20 protein-coding genes and 2 pseudogenes are annotated in these 15,617 nt (G+C 71.8%); 7 read left to right on the top strand and 15 right to left on the bottom strand.

The window, feature by feature from the left end; all coding sequences use genetic code 11:
- Positions 1–33: 33 nt before the first annotated feature.
- From ACFT41_RS25130 to ACFT41_RS25105, 6 genes are all read right to left on the bottom strand, one after another.
- Positions 34–726 carry an ABC transporter permease gene (locus ACFT41_RS25130; protein ID WP_377582793.1) on the bottom strand — a complete coding sequence of 231 codons (693 nt, stop codon included), beginning with the start codon at positions 724–726 and terminating at the stop codon, positions 34–36.
- On the bottom strand, positions 723–1,310 hold the full coding sequence (locus ACFT41_RS25125; protein ID WP_377582791.1) for an ATP-binding cassette domain-containing protein: 588 nt from the start codon (positions 1,308–1,310) through the stop codon (positions 723–725). Before ACFT41_RS25125 ends, ACFT41_RS25130 begins: the two co-directional genes overlap by 4 nt.
- Complete coding sequence (locus tag ACFT41_RS25120; protein WP_377582789.1) at positions 1,289–1,411, bottom strand: hypothetical protein; 123 nt, start codon at positions 1,409–1,411, stop codon at positions 1,289–1,291. The genes ACFT41_RS25125 and ACFT41_RS25120 overlap by 22 nt, the downstream gene beginning before the upstream one ends.
- The gene (locus ACFT41_RS25115) at positions 1,408–1,746 is read right to left on the bottom strand and encodes a PadR family transcriptional regulator (RefSeq protein ID WP_377582787.1); all 339 of its coding nucleotides are present in this window, start codon (positions 1,744–1,746) and stop codon (positions 1,408–1,410) included. The genes ACFT41_RS25120 and ACFT41_RS25115 overlap by 4 nt, the downstream gene beginning before the upstream one ends.
- A 51-nt stretch (positions 1,747–1,797) precedes the next feature.
- A complete protein-coding gene (locus ACFT41_RS25110; RefSeq protein ID WP_377582785.1) occupies positions 1,798–2,517 on the bottom strand; it encodes a PP2C family protein-serine/threonine phosphatase in 720 nt (239 codons plus the stop codon).
- A 127-nt stretch (positions 2,518–2,644) separates the two neighbouring features.
- A complete protein-coding gene (locus ACFT41_RS25105) occupies positions 2,645–3,238 on the bottom strand; it encodes a helix-turn-helix domain-containing protein (RefSeq protein ID WP_377582783.1) in 594 nt (197 codons plus the stop codon).
- A 55-nt stretch (positions 3,239–3,293) separates the two neighbouring features.
- Here ACFT41_RS25105 and ACFT41_RS25100 point away from each other — a divergent pair, with 55 nt between their 5' ends.
- On the top strand, positions 3,294–4,496 hold the full coding sequence (locus ACFT41_RS25100; RefSeq protein WP_377582781.1) for a benzoate/H(+) symporter BenE family transporter: 1,203 nt from the start codon (positions 3,294–3,296) through the stop codon (positions 4,494–4,496).
- Positions 4,497–4,647: 151 nt separating this feature from the next.
- On the opposite strand, the gene ACFT41_RS25095 is transcribed toward ACFT41_RS25100, so the two are convergent.
- From ACFT41_RS25095 to ACFT41_RS25080, 4 genes are all read right to left on the bottom strand, one after another.
- Positions 4,648–5,046: a hypothetical protein gene (locus tag ACFT41_RS25095; protein ID WP_377582779.1), complete on the bottom strand. Its 399-nt coding sequence runs from the start codon at positions 5,044–5,046 to the stop codon at positions 4,648–4,650.
- A 45-nt stretch (positions 5,047–5,091) separates the two neighbouring features.
- The gene (locus tag ACFT41_RS25090; protein ID WP_377582777.1) at positions 5,092–5,352 is read right to left on the bottom strand and encodes a hypothetical protein; all 261 of its coding nucleotides are present in this window, start codon (positions 5,350–5,352) and stop codon (positions 5,092–5,094) included.
- Between the two features lie 87 nt (positions 5,353–5,439).
- The gene (gene mscL, locus ACFT41_RS25085) at positions 5,440–5,913 is read right to left on the bottom strand and encodes a large conductance mechanosensitive channel protein MscL (protein ID WP_377582775.1); all 474 of its coding nucleotides are present in this window, start codon (positions 5,911–5,913) and stop codon (positions 5,440–5,442) included.
- Positions 5,914–5,953: 40 nt separating this feature from the next.
- Positions 5,954–6,655, bottom strand: coding sequence for a FadR/GntR family transcriptional regulator (locus ACFT41_RS25080; protein ID WP_377582773.1), 702 nt, complete (start codon positions 6,653–6,655; stop codon positions 5,954–5,956).
- A 50-nt stretch (positions 6,656–6,705) separates the two neighbouring features.
- On the opposite strand from ACFT41_RS25080, the gene ACFT41_RS25075 reads away from it, so the two are divergent.
- Positions 6,706–8,034 carry an MFS transporter gene (locus ACFT41_RS25075; protein ID WP_377582771.1) on the top strand — a complete coding sequence of 443 codons (1,329 nt, stop codon included), beginning with the start codon at positions 6,706–6,708 and terminating at the stop codon, positions 8,032–8,034.
- Between the two features lie 36 nt (positions 8,035–8,070).
- On the opposite strand, the gene ACFT41_RS25070 is transcribed toward ACFT41_RS25075, so the two are convergent.
- Both ACFT41_RS25070 and ACFT41_RS25065 read right to left on the bottom strand, forming a co-directional pair.
- Positions 8,071–8,427: an STAS domain-containing protein gene (locus ACFT41_RS25070; protein WP_377582769.1), complete on the bottom strand. Its 357-nt coding sequence runs from the start codon at positions 8,425–8,427 to the stop codon at positions 8,071–8,073.
- A gap of 119 nt (positions 8,428–8,546) precedes the next feature.
- Positions 8,547–8,864, bottom strand: a complete 318-nt coding sequence (locus ACFT41_RS25065) for a hypothetical protein (protein ID WP_377582767.1) — start codon at positions 8,862–8,864, stop codon at positions 8,547–8,549.
- 387 nt (positions 8,865–9,251) lie between these two features.
- Here ACFT41_RS25065 and ACFT41_RS25060 point away from each other — a divergent pair.
- The 5 genes and pseudogenes from ACFT41_RS25060 to ACFT41_RS25040 form a co-directional block, all read left to right on the top strand.
- Positions 9,252–9,440 (top strand): annotated as a pseudogene (locus ACFT41_RS25060) (DUF397 domain-containing protein); the annotation flags it as partial.
- 109 nt (positions 9,441–9,549) lie between these two features.
- On the top strand, positions 9,550–10,119 hold the full coding sequence (locus tag ACFT41_RS25055; RefSeq protein ID WP_377582765.1) for a TIGR03086 family metal-binding protein: 570 nt from the start codon (positions 9,550–9,552) through the stop codon (positions 10,117–10,119).
- 59 nt (positions 10,120–10,178) lie between these two features.
- Positions 10,179–10,427, top strand: coding sequence for a type II toxin-antitoxin system Phd/YefM family antitoxin (locus ACFT41_RS25050; protein ID WP_377582763.1), 249 nt, complete (start codon positions 10,179–10,181; stop codon positions 10,425–10,427).
- A 105-nt stretch (positions 10,428–10,532) separates the two neighbouring features.
- The gene (locus tag ACFT41_RS25045; protein WP_377582761.1) at positions 10,533–11,762 is read left to right on the top strand and encodes an IS4 family transposase; all 1,230 of its coding nucleotides are present in this window, start codon (positions 10,533–10,535) and stop codon (positions 11,760–11,762) included.
- A gap of 438 nt (positions 11,763–12,200) precedes the next feature.
- Positions 12,201–12,452 (top strand): annotated as a pseudogene (locus ACFT41_RS25040) (Txe/YoeB family addiction module toxin); the annotation flags it as partial.
- A gap of 81 nt (positions 12,453–12,533) precedes the next feature.
- On the opposite strand, the gene ACFT41_RS25035 reads toward ACFT41_RS25040, so the two are convergent.
- The 3 genes from ACFT41_RS25035 to ACFT41_RS25025 are packed head-to-tail and all read right to left on the bottom strand — an operon-like array spanning position 12,534 to position 15,227.
- Positions 12,534–13,184, bottom strand: a complete 651-nt coding sequence (locus ACFT41_RS25035) for a hypothetical protein (RefSeq protein ID WP_377582759.1) — start codon at positions 13,182–13,184, stop codon at positions 12,534–12,536.
- A 1-nt stretch (position 13,185) separates the two neighbouring features.
- Entirely contained in the window at positions 13,186–14,484 is a 1,299-nt protein-coding gene (locus ACFT41_RS25030; protein ID WP_377582757.1) for a hypothetical protein, read from the bottom strand.
- Complete coding sequence (locus ACFT41_RS25025; RefSeq protein ID WP_377582755.1) at positions 14,481–15,227, bottom strand: ATP-binding cassette domain-containing protein; 747 nt, start codon at positions 15,225–15,227, stop codon at positions 14,481–14,483. The genes ACFT41_RS25030 and ACFT41_RS25025 overlap by 4 nt, the downstream gene beginning before the upstream one ends.
- Between the last annotated feature and the right edge of the window lie 390 nt (positions 15,228–15,617).

The raw sequence follows: 15,617 nt of genomic DNA, 5'->3' as shown, positions 1-15,617 counted from the left end.
CGGTGCCTCTCCGGTCGGTCCGGTCTACCCTGGTCAGCCGACCGGCAGGTGACGTAGATGCCGGCGGCGGCGCAGCCGGACGCCGAACACCGCCGCCACGGCGAGGATCATTCCCACGGTGACCAGCACACCGTGCACCGAGCCGCGGGTGAGATATCCGTCGTCGGTGTGGTCCACCGCCCAGGTGGCGATCTCCCGGCTCGACCAGAACGGGGTGAGCTTCGCCCCGGTGCCGGCCGGGTCGATCAGCATCTGCACCGTCACCACGAGGAGCAGCACGAGGGTGCCCTCCAGTTCGCGGGGGAGCAACGCGCCCACCAGGATGCCCAGCGGCGGCGCGATGGCGACGCAGCACAGCATGCCCGCCGCCAGCCCGCCGTACCGCAGATCGGGCGCGTCGACCGCGACGAGCAGGAAGAACAGCGCGGCGATGACCAGCCCTGCCGCCCACAGGCCCAGCATCCGGCCAAGGTAGAGGTGGTGCGGGCGGTAGCCGGCCAGCCGCAGCCGTGGCTCCAACTCGCGGGCGGCGCTGGTGGCGAAGAGCGCCGCCGTGCTCACCGCCCAGCTGATCCCGAGCATCAGCGAACGCACCGACTGCCCGACGTAGCCGTCCCGCCGGATCAGGTAGAAGGTGAGCGGGAGCAGCAGCATCAACACCAGCACGCCTCGGCGGCGCAGCAGCTCCCGCAGGGTCATCTCCGCGACGGTCACCAGTCGGTTCACGCCCGTCCTCCCCATCCGGTCTCGTCGTCGCGTGCCGGCCCGCCCGCCGGGGTGAGGTCGAGGACGAGGTCCACCCGGTCGAGCTGGTTGAGCAGGTGCGTCACCACCACGATCGCCCTGCCGGCGTCGCGCAGCCGGGCGAGTTGCTCCCAGAAGTCGACGTACGTGCCGCGGTCGAAGCCCTGGTACGGCTCGTCGAGAAGCAGCACGTCCGGCTCGGTGAGGGTGGACATGGTCAGGTTGAGCTTCTGCCGGGTCCCGCCGGAGAGGTGCCGGGCCAGCACGTCGCCGGGTACGTCCCAGCCGAGCCGCCGGGCCGCCGCGTGGCCGTGCTGCCGGGCCGCTCCCCGGGTCAGGCCCTGCCCGGCCCCGACCAGCACGAAGTGCTCGTCGGGGAGGAGGAAGTCGGCGGTGCCGCCCTGCTGCGGGCAGTATCCCAGCCGGCCGGTGACGGTCACCTCCCCCGTGTCGGGGGAGAGCAGGCCGGCGCAGATCCGCAGGAAGGTGCTCTTGCCGCAGCCGTTCGCGCCGACGATCGCCGCGATCTGGCCGGCCCGCACGGTCAGCCCGACGTCGCGGAGCACCGTGCGGCGGCCTCCGCGACCACGTGCCGGGCGTCGTCGGCGCGTACCCGCCGGTGGTGCAGTTCGGCCGCGAACGCGCGCAGCCACTCGTCGGCGTTCATCCGTCGACCCCTTCCGTCACGAGCCCGTTCACCGGTCGGACGAAGGTCAGCCAGTCCCGCCCGCCCTGACGCAGCGCCGCCCGGCCCTGCTCGGTGATCGAGTAGTACTTGCGGGCCGGCCCCGCCTCGCCGTCGCGCCACTGCGCGGTGACCAGGCCGGTGCGTTGCAGGCGCAGCAGCACCGGGTAGAGGGTGCCGCCCTGGATCGGCCCGATCCCGGCGGCTTCGAGCGCCTGGGCGAGCTGGTAGCCGTACGACTCCCCGTCGCGGAGCAGGCCGAGCACGCAGAGGTCGAGCACACCGCGCAGCCACTGGCCACGGCGCTCGTTTTCCACCCGGCAGACACTAGCGGTGCTATCTAGATCGCACAACTATCTACCGGGTCATCAGAGCGCGGTGACGTCGGAGACGACGACGGTGACGTTGTCCGGGGCGCCGGCCTGGTGGGCCAGCTTCACCAGCTGCTCGCCGCACTGCTGGCGGTCGCCGTACATGGCCAGGGCGGCGGCGATCGCGGCGTCGTCCACGTAGTCGGAGAGCCCGTCGCTGCACAGCAGCAGCCGATCGCCGGCGAAGACGGTGAGCGTGCCGATCGCCGGGGGCGTGTCGGCGCCCTGCACGGCGCGGGTCACCAGGGACCGCTGCGGGTGGTGCCGCGCCTGGTCCGGGGAGAGCGCACCCTGGTCGACCAGCGCCTGCACGAACGTGTCGTCCCGGGTGAGCTGGGTCAGCTCGTTGTCCCGCAGCAGGTAGCAGCGGGAGTCCCCGACCTGCGCGAGGACCAGGGCGTCCCCGGCGAGCAGGCCGGCCGTGAGCGTCGTACCCATGCCCTCGCGTGCCGGGTCGACGGAGATGGCGGCCCGGATGCGCTGGTTGGCGGTGCTCACCACGGCCCGCAGCGCGTCGGCGGCCCCCTCGGTGGTGGTGGGCGGGTCCAGCTCGTCGAGGATGCGGATGACGATCTCGCTCGCCACCTCACCAGCCGGCAGGCCACCCATCCCGTCGGCGACGGCGACCAGGCGGTCGCCGGCGAGGGCGGAATCCTCGTTGTTGGTCCGCACGAGGCCGACGTCGTTGAGGATGGCCGAGCGGAGGATCAGCGTCATACGACAAGCTTGCCAAGAAGACCCGCCCGGCGTCTCTACGCACTCCCGGGTCGGCCCGAAAAGAATCTTGCGGCGGCGCGGGTGGCCGACCGGTCGGCGGGCCGGGCCGACGACCGGTCAGCGGCGGTCAGCGGCGCGGGTAGCGCAGCAGCAGGCTCGCCCACACCTCCTCGTTCCCGATCGCCGCGTAGCCGTGCGGCACGTCCGACGTCCAGCGCAGATGGCCGCCGGGTCCGGCGGTCAGCGGGGCGTCCACCGGCCCGGCGCGCAGCTGTCCGGCGAAGACGGTGACGTGCTCGCTGACCCCTGGCTGGTGCGCGGGGGAGAGCTGCCCGACGCCGGGGGCGACCCGCATCCGGTAGAGCTCGTACGTCGCCTCGGCCTCGGTGAACACCTCCAACAGGGTCGCGCTCACCGCCGCCCCGCGCACCGTGGGGGTCGCCGCTGGCCCGGAGAGCGCCGCGGTCAGCGGCACCCCGAGCTGGGCCGTGACGGCGTAGAGCGTCTCCAGGGTGGGGTTGCGGGTGCCGTTCTCCAGGCCGGAGAGGGTGGCCTTTCCCACCCCGGCGAGCCGGGCCAGGGTGGACAGTGACATGCCGCGCTCCTCGCGCAGGGCGCGTACCCGGCCGCCGACCGTGCCGCCGACCGTGCCGCCGACCGTGCCGGCGTCCGTGGCTGCCTGCTCCCGGGCTGCTTGCGGGGTTGGTGTCGGCGACTCCATCCCGCTATCGTGCTACACGCCTGCGTTCCGTAAACGGAACGGTGAAGGGGGAGACGTGGCCGGCCTGCTGCAACCCGTGCTCGCCGGCGTGGTGACCGCGCTCGTCGGCTTCGCCAGCTCGTTCACCGTCGTGCTCGCCGGGCTGCGCGCCGTCGGCGCCGACGAACGGCAGGCCGCCTCGGGGCTGCTCGCCGTCAGCGTCGCGTCCGGCCTCTGCGCGGTGTGGCTGGGGCTGCGGCACCGGCTGCCGATGGCGGTCGCCTGGTCCACCCCCGGGGCGGCGCTGCTGGCGGCCACCGGCCCGGTCCCCGGCGGCTGGCCGGCCGCCGTCGGCGCGTTCGTCGCCTGCGGGGCGTTGATCGTCGCCGCCGGCCTGTTCCCGGCCCTTGGCCGGGCGGTGGCCGCGATTCCCGGCCCGATCGCCGCCGCGATGCTGGCCGGGGTGCTGCTGCCGCTGTGCACCGCGCCGGTCCGCGCGCTGGTCGAGGTGCCGAGGCTGGCCGTGCCGGTGGTCGTCACCTGGCTCGTGCTGCACCGCTTCGCCCGCCGCTGGGCGGTGCCCGCCGCGCTCGTCGCGGCGGCGGTCGCCATCGCCGTGACCACCCCGGGCGGGATCGGCGCGCACGGCCTGCGGCCGGTGTTCGTCCTCACCACGCCCGAGTGGACGGTGCCGGCGGTGGTCGGGCTGGCCCTGCCGCTGTTCCTGGTCACCATGGCCGCGCAGAACGTCCCCGGGATGGCGGTGCTCACCGGGTACGGCTACCGTCCCCCGCTCGGCTCCGCGCTGCGGGTCACCGGCCTGGCCAGCGCGATCGGCGCGCCGGTCGGCGGGCACGCGGTCAACCTCGCCGCGATCACCGCCGCGCTGGCCGCCGGCCCGGACGCCCACCCGGACCCGGAGCGCCGGTGGGTCGCCTCGGTCACGGCGGGGGTCGGGCTGGCCCTGCTCGGCCTCGGCGCGGGCGTCGCCACCGCCCTGGTGCTGCTCTCCCCGCCCGTGCTGATCGAGGCCGTGGCCGGGCTCGCGCTGCTCGCCGCGCTGGCCGGCGCGGTGTCGGCGGCCGTCGCCGACCCGGCGACCCGGGAGGCGGCCGTGGTGACCTTCGTCGTCACGGCCTCCGGGGTGAGCCTGCTCGGTGTCGGGGGCGCATTCTGGGGGCTGCTCGCCGGCTGGCTCATGCTGCTGCTCCTACGCCGCCGTCGCGAGGGCGACCCGCGCCGGGCTCGCCCAGTCGCTCCCGCCCGCCGAGCCGGCTGAGCCGGTCGAGCCCGCGCAGCCGGTTCCGCCCGTCGAGCCGGCTGCGGCTGGGCGGGCGGAGCGCTAGATCGACTCCATGTCGGCGACATGGTGGGGAAAACCGCCCGGGATACCGCGATGTCGCCGACATGGAGTCGATCAAAGGCTGGCGTCACTCCTCGGCGGGGAGGGTCGCGGCGAGGACATCGAGGCATACCCGGCCGTCGGCGACGGCGGTGATCTGGTCGGCGAGCACGTAGACCGCGCGGGTCGGCGCGCGCTCGGTGGACACCTTCAGATAGCCGGTGCGGAGCAGACGGGCGGCCAGATCGGCCGGGACGTCCGGCTCCTCGACCGCCGCCGATTCGATCAACTCGTCCAGGCTGCCGCCCGGGTCAGTGATCGGGTCGGCGGTCGGGTCGGCGGTCGGCGCCTGCACGGTCACCGCGTTCGGGTCGCCCCGCTGGACGAGGTCCACGGTGCCGACCTCCGCCCCGGTCGCGTCCACCACGGGCATCCCGGTGGTGACGCGGGAGATGGCCGCCTGCTGCTCCGTCCCCTGCTGCTCCATCCCGAGTCGGTTCCCACCCCACCACTCGACTAAACGCCGCGCCGGTCAGGCGCGGGCATCCGGGGTCGGCAGCCACGAGCCCGGCGGCCGGGGGGACAGCTCCCGCCACCCGTCCGCCCCGGCGAGCAGCGCGCGGACGGTTTCCTCGGCCTCCTCCACGCTGGGGTACTCGTAGAACTGGGAGACCCCCTCCGCGCCGCCGGCGCGCTGCTCGACGTGCCACCGGTCGCCGTCCACCCGGAGGAAGACGTCCCGTCGAGCCAACCGCCCCCACTTGCCGTTCCACCAGTGCTTCCGCTGTTCCATGGCGGGACTCTATCGAACATGTGTACGACGGGACCCGGCGCCTACGGGAATCCCGCAGGGGCCGGTGTGCCGGTGCCGGTGTGGGCGTCAGCGCGTGGCCGGCGGCTCCGGGGTGCGGCCGAGCGCGTCGTCCAGGGCGCCCCGCTGCTGGCCCGGCGTGGTGTGGCCGGCGGCCACCAGCGCGTCCCGGATCTCGGTGAGCAGCTTGACCTCCTCGCTGGGGGCCGAGGGCGGCGGCTCCTCGCCGCGCTTGCGCCGCTCGGCCAGCTTGTTCATCGGGAAGACGACCAGGAAGTAGAGCGCCGCCGCGGTGAGCAGGAAGGTGATCAGCGCGTTGACGAAGGCCACCCAGTCGAACGGGATGCCGCGGAACTCGGGAGCCGTGCCTTCCAGGCCCTTGTCGCTGCCGGTGACCAGCACCACGAAGACGCGGATCAGCGGTTCGAGGAACGACTTGGTCAGCTGGGTGACCACGCCCGTGAACGCCGCGCCGATCACGACGCCGACCGCGAGGTCGACGACGTTGCCGCGCATGATGAAATCCTTGAAGCCCTTGAGCATCCGTTACTCCCGTGGTGTCCGGTTCGTCGTCCCGGGCAACCTATTCCCCCGGGGAGGGCTCCAGGAAAGCACCAGCCTCCCGGGCTGCCAAGGCCGGGTCGCCGACGCGGATCGCGTCCACCAGCCGGGCGTGGTCGACATACCGCTCGGGCTCCAGCGCGTCGCCCATCGCCTGGGTGATCGTGCTGCGCAGCGCCGCGCCGACCGACGCGTACAGCTCGGCGAGCATGCCGTTGTGGGCGGCGGCCACCACCGCCGTGTGCAGCGCCGCGTCGGCCTCGACGAACTCGTCGACCCGGCCCGCGCGCCAGGCGGCCTCCCGGGCGGCGAGCGCGCCGTCGAGGGCGGCCAGGTCCTCCGGGGTACGCCGTAGCGCGGCCAGCCGCGCCGCCTCCACCTCGAAGGCGCGGCGCACCTCGACGACCTCGGTCATCCGGTCGTCGGTGAGTCGGCGGGCCACCACGGGGGCCAGCTCGTCGGTCGACACCACGTACGTCCCGGAGCCCTGCCGGCACTCCAGCACCCCGGCGTGCACGAGGGCGCGGACGGCCTCGCGGACGGTGTTGCGCCCCACGCCGAGGGCGGCGACGAGCTGCGGCTCGGTGGGGATGCGCCCACCCACGGGCCACTCGCCGCCGAGGATGCGGGCCCGGAGCTGCTCGATCGTCTGCCGCACGCGCTGGCCCCGGGGCGGCGGTGGCGCGGAGTCAGGCGGTGGCGCGGAATCAACCGACGGTGGCACTGGTTACATCACCTGCCCAGAATTCATCCCATGATTGTAGGTTGAAGGCCATGACCCCGCCACCGACCGCCATCGCGGAACCCGCCACCGGGACGGGCCGGCCCCGACCGAGCGTCGACGTGGCCCCGGCTCCCGCCCCCATCCCCGCCCCCACCCCCACCCCGACCGTCGGGCGGCGGCGCGCGGAGCGGCCCGTGACCGGCGGGCTGCTGGTGCTGGTCGGCATGCTGCTGGTCGCCCTGAACCTGCGGGCCGCCGTGACCAGCCTCGGCGCGCTGCTCGGCGAGGTCCGCACCGGCCTCGGGCTCTCCGGGGCGATGGCCGGGCTCGTCACCACCCTGCCGACGATCGCCTTCGCCGGGCTCGGCGCGCTCACCCCCTGGCTGGTCCGGCGGTACGCCCCGGCCCGGGTGCTCGTGGTCGCCATGACCGCCCTGGCCGTCGGGCAGGTGCTGCGTGTGGTCACCGACTCCGCGCTGATCTTCGTGGCCACCAGCGCGCTCGCGCTGGCCGGCATCGCGGTGGCGAACATCCTGCTGCCGATGCTGGTGAAGCAGCACTTCCCGCACCGCACCGGGCTGGTCACCGGGGCGTACACGATGGCGTTGACGACGGGCACGACGGTGGCCGCCGCGTCGGCGGTGCCGGTGGCGCACGCCTTCGGTTCCTGGCGGGCCGGGCTCGGGGTCTGGGCCGGGCTGGCCGCGCTGGCCGTACTCCCGTGGGTGCCGCTGGCGCTGCGGGCCCGCGCCGCGCGGCGGGCCGCCACCGGCGCGGCGGTCGTCGCCGCCCCGGCCCGGGTGCGGCCGGCGCGGACCCGGCTCGGCTGGGCGATGGCGGTCTACTTCGGCGCGCAGTCGCTGAGCGGGTACGCGATCATGGGCTGGCTGGCCCAGCTCTTCCGCGACGCCGGCTTCCGCCCGGAGACGGCCGGGCTGCTGCTGGCCGGGGTGACCGCGCTCGGCGTGCCGGTGGCGCTGCTGATGCCGACGCTCGCCGGCCGGCTGCGGACGCTGCGCCCGCTGGTGTTCGGGCTGACCGCCTTCTCCGCCGCGTCCTACCTGGGGCTGGCGCTCGCGCCGCACGACGGTGCGCTGCTCTGGGTGGCCCTGCTGGCCCTCGGCCAGGGCGCGTTCCCGCTGATCCTCACCACCATCGGGCTGCGCGCCCGCACGGCGGAGGGGACGGTGGCGCTGTCGGCGTTCGCGCAGAGCACCGGGTACGTGATCGCGGCGCTCGGCCCGCTGCTGGTCGGCGTCCTCTACGAGGCGACCGGCGGGTGGACCGCGCCGATCGGGTTCCTGCTCGCCGCCCTCGCCGTGCAGGCGGGCGCGGGCCTGGTGATCGCCCGCCCCCGGTTCGTCGAGGACGAGCGCTGAGCGGAGTGGCCGGCGGGAGGCGCCGGGCCGGGGCGGTCAGGAGGAGGCCGGCGTCGGGTCGCCCGCGACGGCCTCCTCGACCGTCGGGTAGGTGTGCAGCACCTCGACGAGCCCGCTGACCTCCAGGATGCGCCGCACCCCGCGCTGCGGGGCGGCCAGCCGGACCACGCCGCCGGCCTCGTCGCAGCTGTTCTTGGCGCGCACGAACACCGACAGCCCGGTCGAGTCGCAGAACGAGACCTCCACCAGGTCGAACACGAGGCGGCTGCGGCCCTTGTCCAGCAGGTCCGTGATCTGGTCCTGGAGCTGTGGAGCCGTCGCCATGTCCAGCTCGCCCGCGACCGACACGACGACCACGTCGCCGCGCTGTTCCGTCTGCACCGTCAAGGACATTCGCCGACCTCCTGCTGTTATCGGTGGAACCGTATCCCACGAGCGCCGTGGTGCGCCCGTGGCCCATGCCGACCGACGACGTGCCGATCTGTTGTACAGGGGACCCCTGCTAACACCTCCTAACACGCGCCCCTGCCGCGCAGCCAGCCGAGGAAGCGGCGGTGCAGCGCCTCGGGCGACGGGGCCGTGTACGGGTACGCCCGGTTGAGCTGCTCGCCCGCCTCCAGCATCAGCCCGGCCAGGTGGACGGCGAGCGTGACCGGCGCGTCGGCGTACTCGTGCAGGAGCCGGCGGCGGGCCGGCGAGCAGGGCCACGGCCCACCGCAGGCCCGGCAGAGCCAGATCGGCCGGGCCGGCAGATGCTCCCGGGCGGCCGGCGGGCGTTCGCGGGCCGGCGTGGCGTGTTCGCCGGCCGGGCCGCGAGGGCTCTCGTCCACTGTGGCTGTCCCTCCTCGACGTGGTGCGGGAGCGTGCCGCCGTGCCCGGCACACCCCCGCGCGGCCCGCCCGGGTCGGGGATTGTCCGGGGGAGACAGCCGAACGGGCCCGCTGGGGTCACATTCTGCTGATGCTGCGGTTACTGTGTGAACGGTCGCGGCCCGGACCGTCCGGGCGTCCGGGCCGCGATCCCGCAGGTCCCATGGGTGTACGGAGGTGTCCGCGGAACGATCGTCGATGCTCGACCGCTTCGCCGAGGAGTTACGGCTGGCCCGGTCGGCGGCCGGTTCGTCCGCATCCAGCGCCGGATCAGCCGGGAGGCCGTGGTGCCCTACTTCCGGGAGTGGGCGGGGATCGAGCAGGAGGCGAGACGACGGAGGCGGGACCATGGACCTGAGCGCTGCCCGGTGGCGCACCAGCAGCCGCAGCAACAGCACCGGCGGCAACTGCGTCGAGGTGGCCGGCAACCTGCCCGGCGTGGTGGTCGTGCGCGACTCGAAGGACCGCACCGGCCCGGTGCTGGCGTTCGCCCCGGCGGCGTGGGGGGCCTTCCTCGCCCGGGTTCACCCCGGCCGACTGAGCCGATCACCCACTTCGGGCCGCTGCCGAGGCGGTCGAGGATGCCCCGCCGTCGGTGCGCGGTTGATGTCGCATTTACTCATGCTTGCCCTCATATGCTGCTCTCATGACCACGAAGACTAGTGAACTGCTGGCGGACGCCGCGCCGCGCGCCGTGGCGGTGGTCCGGGCGATCCCCGACGACCAGTTCGACCTGCCGACCCCCTGCGCGGACTACTCCGTGCGGGAGCTGCTCAACCACCTCTTCCACGCGGTGGTCAACTTCCAGACGATGGCCGCCCGGCAGCCGGTGGACCTGACGGACGAGGCCGATCTGCTCACCGACGGCTGGCGAGAGCGGTTCGCCGCCGAGGCGGAACGGCTGGTGCGGGCGTGGGTCGACCCGGCCGCGCTGGAGGGCGTGTCGCCGGGGATGGGGCTGCCGCAGGAGACTGTCGGCGACATGGCCGTGACCGACCTCACCGTGCACGCGTGGGACCTGGCGCGGGCCACCGGCCAGCCGTACGAGGCCGCGCCGGCCACGATCGCCGCGCTCGACGCGTACATGGACCGGATGGGTGAGGCGGGACAGCAGACGGGGGCCTTCGCCGCGCCGGTCGAAGCGCCGCCAACCGCCACCGGGCTGGACCGGGTCGTCGCCCGAATGGGTCGAGACCCCGGCTGGTCGCCGAGCTGATCGGCAAGTCCAACGCGTACTTTTGTACAACATCTTGTACGTAAAGTTCGGAAGGCGTCATGCGTGCCGTCCCCTACTCGGAAGTCCGGCAGAACCTGGCCAAGATGCTCGACCATGTCGTGGACGACGCCGAGGAAGTGGTGGTCACCCGCTCCGGCCGTGAGGCCGCCGTGATCATCTCGCTGCGCGAGTACGAGTCGCTGAAGGGGACGGCGTACCTGATGGCCAGCCCCGCCAATGCGCGTCGGCTGAACGAAGCCGTCGAAGAACTGCGCAACGGGGGCGGGGAGCAATGCCACGTAGCCTAAGTTGATCATTGGGCTGAGCTGGTCGTTTGTAGAGGGATCGGTGTGGCGGCGTGACTGGTGAGGCGGCTGGTGGTGTGCTTGCCGGTCATGGCCCAGGCTGTGGCGGTGACGGCGGATCAGGTGTCGTTGGGTGTGCTGGTGTCCGTGGTGCCGCGGGACGCGGTCGACGCGGCGGTGGCCCGGTACGGGGTTGGGGCCAAGCGGTCGGATGGGAAGCTGCCGGCGCATGTGACGGCCTATCTGACGATGGCGTTGTGCCTGTTCGCCGAGGATGACTACGAAGAGGTCGCCACGAAGGTGACCGGGGCGTTGACCCGGTTCGGCTGCTGGGATGCGTCTTGGTCGGTGCCGACCTCCTCGGGGATCAGTCAGGCGCGTGGCCGGCTGGGGGCGCCGGTGATGGCGGAGATCTTCGAATCGGTGGTGCAGCCGGTGGGCAGCGCCGATACCCGGGGGGCATGGCTGCGTCGGTGGCGGGTGCTCGCCATCGACGGTTTCGATGTGGACCTGCCGGACACGCCCGGTAACGCCGCCGAGTTCGGCTATGCCGGCTCGGGGGCCAACCGGTCGGCGTACCCGAAGGCGCGGGTGGTGGCGTTGGCCGAGTGCGGCACGCACGCGTTCCTGGCCGGTGAGGTGGCCGGGTACGGCATCGGGGAGCAGACTCTCGCCGCGCGGTTGTATCCGCGGCTGCGCCGCGATGAGCTGCTGACCGCCGATCGGGGCTTCTACTCCTTCGAGGCCTGGTCGAGCGCGGCGGCCACCGGGGCGGCGCTGCTGTGGCGGGCTCCGACCGGGCTGCGGCTGCCGGTCGTGCGGGTGCTTGGCGACGGCACCTGGCTGTCCGTGCTGATCCATCCGAAGATCCGCGGCGCCCGCCGGGAACGCATCGTCGCCGCCGTCCAGGCAGGCGGCGATCTTGACCCGGACCAGGCGCATCTGGTGCGGGTGGTCGAGTACGACGTGCCCGACCGTGACGGCAACGGCACCGGCGAGCTGATCGTGCTGCTGACCACCATCACCGACCCGGCCGATGTCCGCGCGGACGAGCTGGCCGACACGTATCACCTGCGCTGGGAAGAAGAGACCAGCAACGATCAATTGAAGACGCATCTACGCGGTCCCGGGCGGGTTCTGCGCTCGAGGCTGCCCGAGCTGGCCTACCAGGAAATCTGGGCCTGGCTGATCGTCCACCACGCCCTCGCCGCGTTGATCACCCGGGCGGCCGAGGCCGCCGACCTCGACCCCGACCGGATCAGCTTCACCCGCGCGCTGCGAATCGCCCGCCGTACCGCCACCGGGACAGCGGGCATTCCCCCCTGGGGACTGGACTGACCACCTGCCCCACGTGCTGGCCGAGCTCGGCGCCAAGCCGCTACCAGCCAGACGCCACCGCACCTGTCCCCGGGCGGTCAAACGGACCCGCCACAACAGCTACCGCGTCAAGAAACCCCACGAGCAGGCCAGCACCCGCCACCACGGTCCGGCGACCATCCGGATCTGGGGACTCAAACCCCCACCGCCGGCCGACCCGCTCGCCGCCATCGACCACAAAGGAATGCCAGCAACACCCGGCGCCGGTACACGGCCAGCCACCCCACGCCAACACCACGGCCCGGCACCGACACGCCCACCACACCACACCCGTCGAAAGCCCGCCCGGGCACAAACGACCAGCACAACGACATGATCAACTTAGGCTACGTGGCATTGGGGCGGGGAGATGCACGACCTGATCGACCCCGATGCCAGTTCAGGCGAGGCTCCGGCAGCGTGAAGGTCCAGTTCGCCAGCCGGGGCTGGGAGGACTATCTGGCATGGCAACGGGATCGTCAGATGCTCAAGCGGGTCAACACCCTGATCGAGGACATCCGCCGCAACGGCCACCAGGGCATCGGCAAACCTGAGCAACTCCGCGGCAACTGGGCGGGGTTCTGGTCGAGGCGCATCGATCAGGAACACCGCCTGGTCTGCCGCATCGTCGATGACACGGTGCAGATCGCCCAGTGCCGCTACCACTACGAACAACCCGCCGCCCCCACCCCCGCCCCGGTGATCAAGGAGAAAGCGTCAGATTTGATCTCTGCGATGACGCAAACCTCTTGATCACCGGGGCGAGCCGGGCCTTGGCCATCGGAGATCCCAGCGTCGGCGGCGCCAGGGGGTTGCCGCGTAGGCGGTGAGGCCGGCGAGCAGGAGCGTTGCGCTGAGGAGGAGGCTGGGCAGGTCGTCGTGGGGCCGTGCGCTGAAGTCCCACCAGTGGTAGTGGTCGCTCCCGCTGAAGCCCCAGTACCAGAGCACGCCAGCGGTCGCCGCAGGAAGCGTCCAGCTCAGTCGCCATCCCAGGATCGCTCCCGCGAGCAGGGCTAGGCCGAGCCAGGCGATCCAGGATCGGGCGATGATCGCGACCACCGGAGGCTGTAGCACGGTCGCGCAGATGGTCAGGTAGACCACCGCGCAGCCGATACTCAGGCCGGCGAGGTAGCGCCGCTGCATGGATCGCAGGCGTCGGGTGGCGACCAGTTCCAGGCCGGCGAGAGGGCTGGTCAGTGCGAAGACGGGCAGGATGGCGGCACCCATGGCGATCATCCGCCACAGGGGGATGATCGCCCTGCCCTCCTCGACGGCCGTGGGAAACGGTGCCTGGACCATGCCGAACCAGGCGGTGAGCGCGCCCAGCAGGACCGTGGCGGCCAGTACGGTTCGCGCCGGCCTGACAGCGAGGAACAGCCGAAGCGGGCTCGCCTCGGTCGACACGTCAGTCTCTCGGCTGGCAGTAGCGGCCACGAAGATCCTTCACCTCTCCTTCGGCCCACCGGAACTGATTGGCCTGTGAGGGCTCTGTGGCTATGGTGCGTCCCTTGTCCCATGCCTCCTGCATCTCGCGGGAAGCGTTGGTGCGGTAATCCGGGCTGCCTCCACCAACAAGGTAGGTCTCCATCCATTTGTCGATGGCCGCGAGCCGGCCCTGGTCCGGCTCAGTGATCTCCAACCAGTTACAGCTCTTGAGGTCCTGAAAGCCGAAGGTCCTACTGATGACCGCCTTGCCGATGTCACCGGCAAAGGACCACGGGCTTCCCTCAATGATGTTGAAGATTGGCGTGCCACCCTCGTATCCGAGGTGCTTCTTCCCGTCGGGGGTAAAGAAGGCTGTCTTTGGGCCGACTCCGACCTCGTTGACAAGCGGCGGTCGAGTGAAAGCGGCCGGAAGCTGATCGATGCGCGCGCTGACTTCGCGCAGTTGTGGAAGGTACTTCTCGTGCTCGGGCCAGATGCACAGCCTTGTCGAACCGTCGAGGCACATGGCGCTGTCGCCTGGGAGTTCGCGCTCCCTGACAGCATTGGTGGTCACCATGACTAGCAGAAGAGTCAGCGCCACTGGGACCAGCCCGGCTACGCCACGGCGATGCGCTCGAGACGCCTCAGCGCCGGCCAGCCACAACATGGTCAGTAGCAGGGCAACGACCAGCCCCAGCCGCAGGGCGAGAGGCACCGGATCGACAGTTACCTCCGGTCGGCCAGACGCTACGACGAAGCCGAACCGCCCCAGCAACATAGTCAGGAGCAGGAAGCCTAACGCTGCAGTGAAGGCCGAGAAGACTGGCCCGAGCATTCGGCCACACGTCCACCCGAAGGCGATTGCCAACAGGGCTGCGAATAGTCCGAGTAAGGCATAGCCCAGCCATAGGTGCACTCCCGGCGGGAACGTGCGGGCGGTCACTGCGAAGGCCACTGCTTGGCCTATCAGGTACGGGCTGATCAGAATGACGAGGGTGGCGGCGATCCGGTGGGCCTCGATCCGTGCCGGGTGGACGCGTGCTGCCCCGAGTTGCTCCTCGATGCCGTGCCGCCTGGGGGCGCTCGCCGCCCAGGCTGCCGCACCGGCGACGACCATCCCCAGCACGTAGGCTGGCACCTGTGCGGCAGCGCCGGTCTCCGGCCAGACGCCCATCCAGTATCGGTTGCGCAGGAATAGCACCGCCACGTCGAGGACGACGAGCAGTGGAAAGGCCCAGCGGATCGGCGAGTTCCGAGTGTGCAACCACAGTCCGCTCACAGTCGTTGCTCTCCCTCGGGCAGGAGATGCATGTATGCCCGTTCCAAAGCGGAATGGCCGGGGAGGTCGTCCCGGCCCAGAGCCTCCAGTTCGGCGACGGTGCCGTCGAACCGGGCTGCCCCACCGTGCATCACGACCACCCGGTCGCAGACCGCGGCGACGTCGTCGATGAGGTGCGTGCTCAGCACCACCACGGTGTCGCCGAGCCCGGAGATGATCTTCCGGAACTGCAGCCGCTGGCGTGGATCCAGGCCGACCGTGGGCTCGTCCAGCAGCACGAGCCGGGGCCGCCCGACGATCGCCCAAGCGATGCCGGCGCGCCTGCGCATGCCTCCTGAGAGACTGCCCATCCTCGCCCGGCGTCTATCGGTCAGGTCGACCATCTCCAACGCCTCGCCGACCGACCGCCGCCACTGGGCGCTCGGCACCCCGCGCATCCAGGCCGCGTAGGACACGAAATCAGCGACCGTCATCTTGGGATCGAAGCCGAACTCCTGCGGCAGGTAGCCGATCCGGTCACGCATCTGTCGGGCGGATCGCTCGCTGGAAACCTCGACCTCGTCGATGCAAATTCGGCCGTTGCGCGGCGGCATTACAGTCGCCAGGGTGCGGAGCAGAGTGGTCTTTCCCGCCCCGTTGGGGCCTAGTAAGGCGGTTATCCCGGGCTGCAGCGCTACGCTGAGTGAATCGATCACGGTCGACGTACCGTAACCCTGGGACAGCGCGTCGAGCACTACAGTCATACGAGTCTCTCTCGACCTTCGAACAAGAGGCGAAGGAGCATGACGCGAGTCACGCTCCTTCGCCTGACGGTACGATGGTGGCCCTAGTCGTAAGAAATCCAACCGTTGCTGGCGCTGAACGTGCAGTCGGTGCCGCTTACGGTGCTCGTGCTCCCCTGGGTGCGGACCACGCGCATGCTCTTGCTCGACTGCAGCGAGCAGTCTACGCCGGACACGTACGTCCCGGCGTACTTGGCGCCCGGCGAGTCGCACTTCTGGGCCCAAGCCGTGTTCCACCACTGCGTGTAGCAGTTGAACGGCGAATTCAGGCGGTCGAAGCATTTGCCTCTACGAGTTCGGCGAATATCTCGGAGGGCTTCTTCCAATCATGGATCTTACGGGGTCGGTCGT

This window comes from Micromonospora sp. NPDC057141 (assembly GCF_042670805.1).
Lineage (GTDB): Bacteria > Actinomycetota > Actinomycetes > Mycobacteriales > Micromonosporaceae > Micromonospora.
This window is presented reverse-complemented; position numbering and strand designations above follow the sequence as displayed.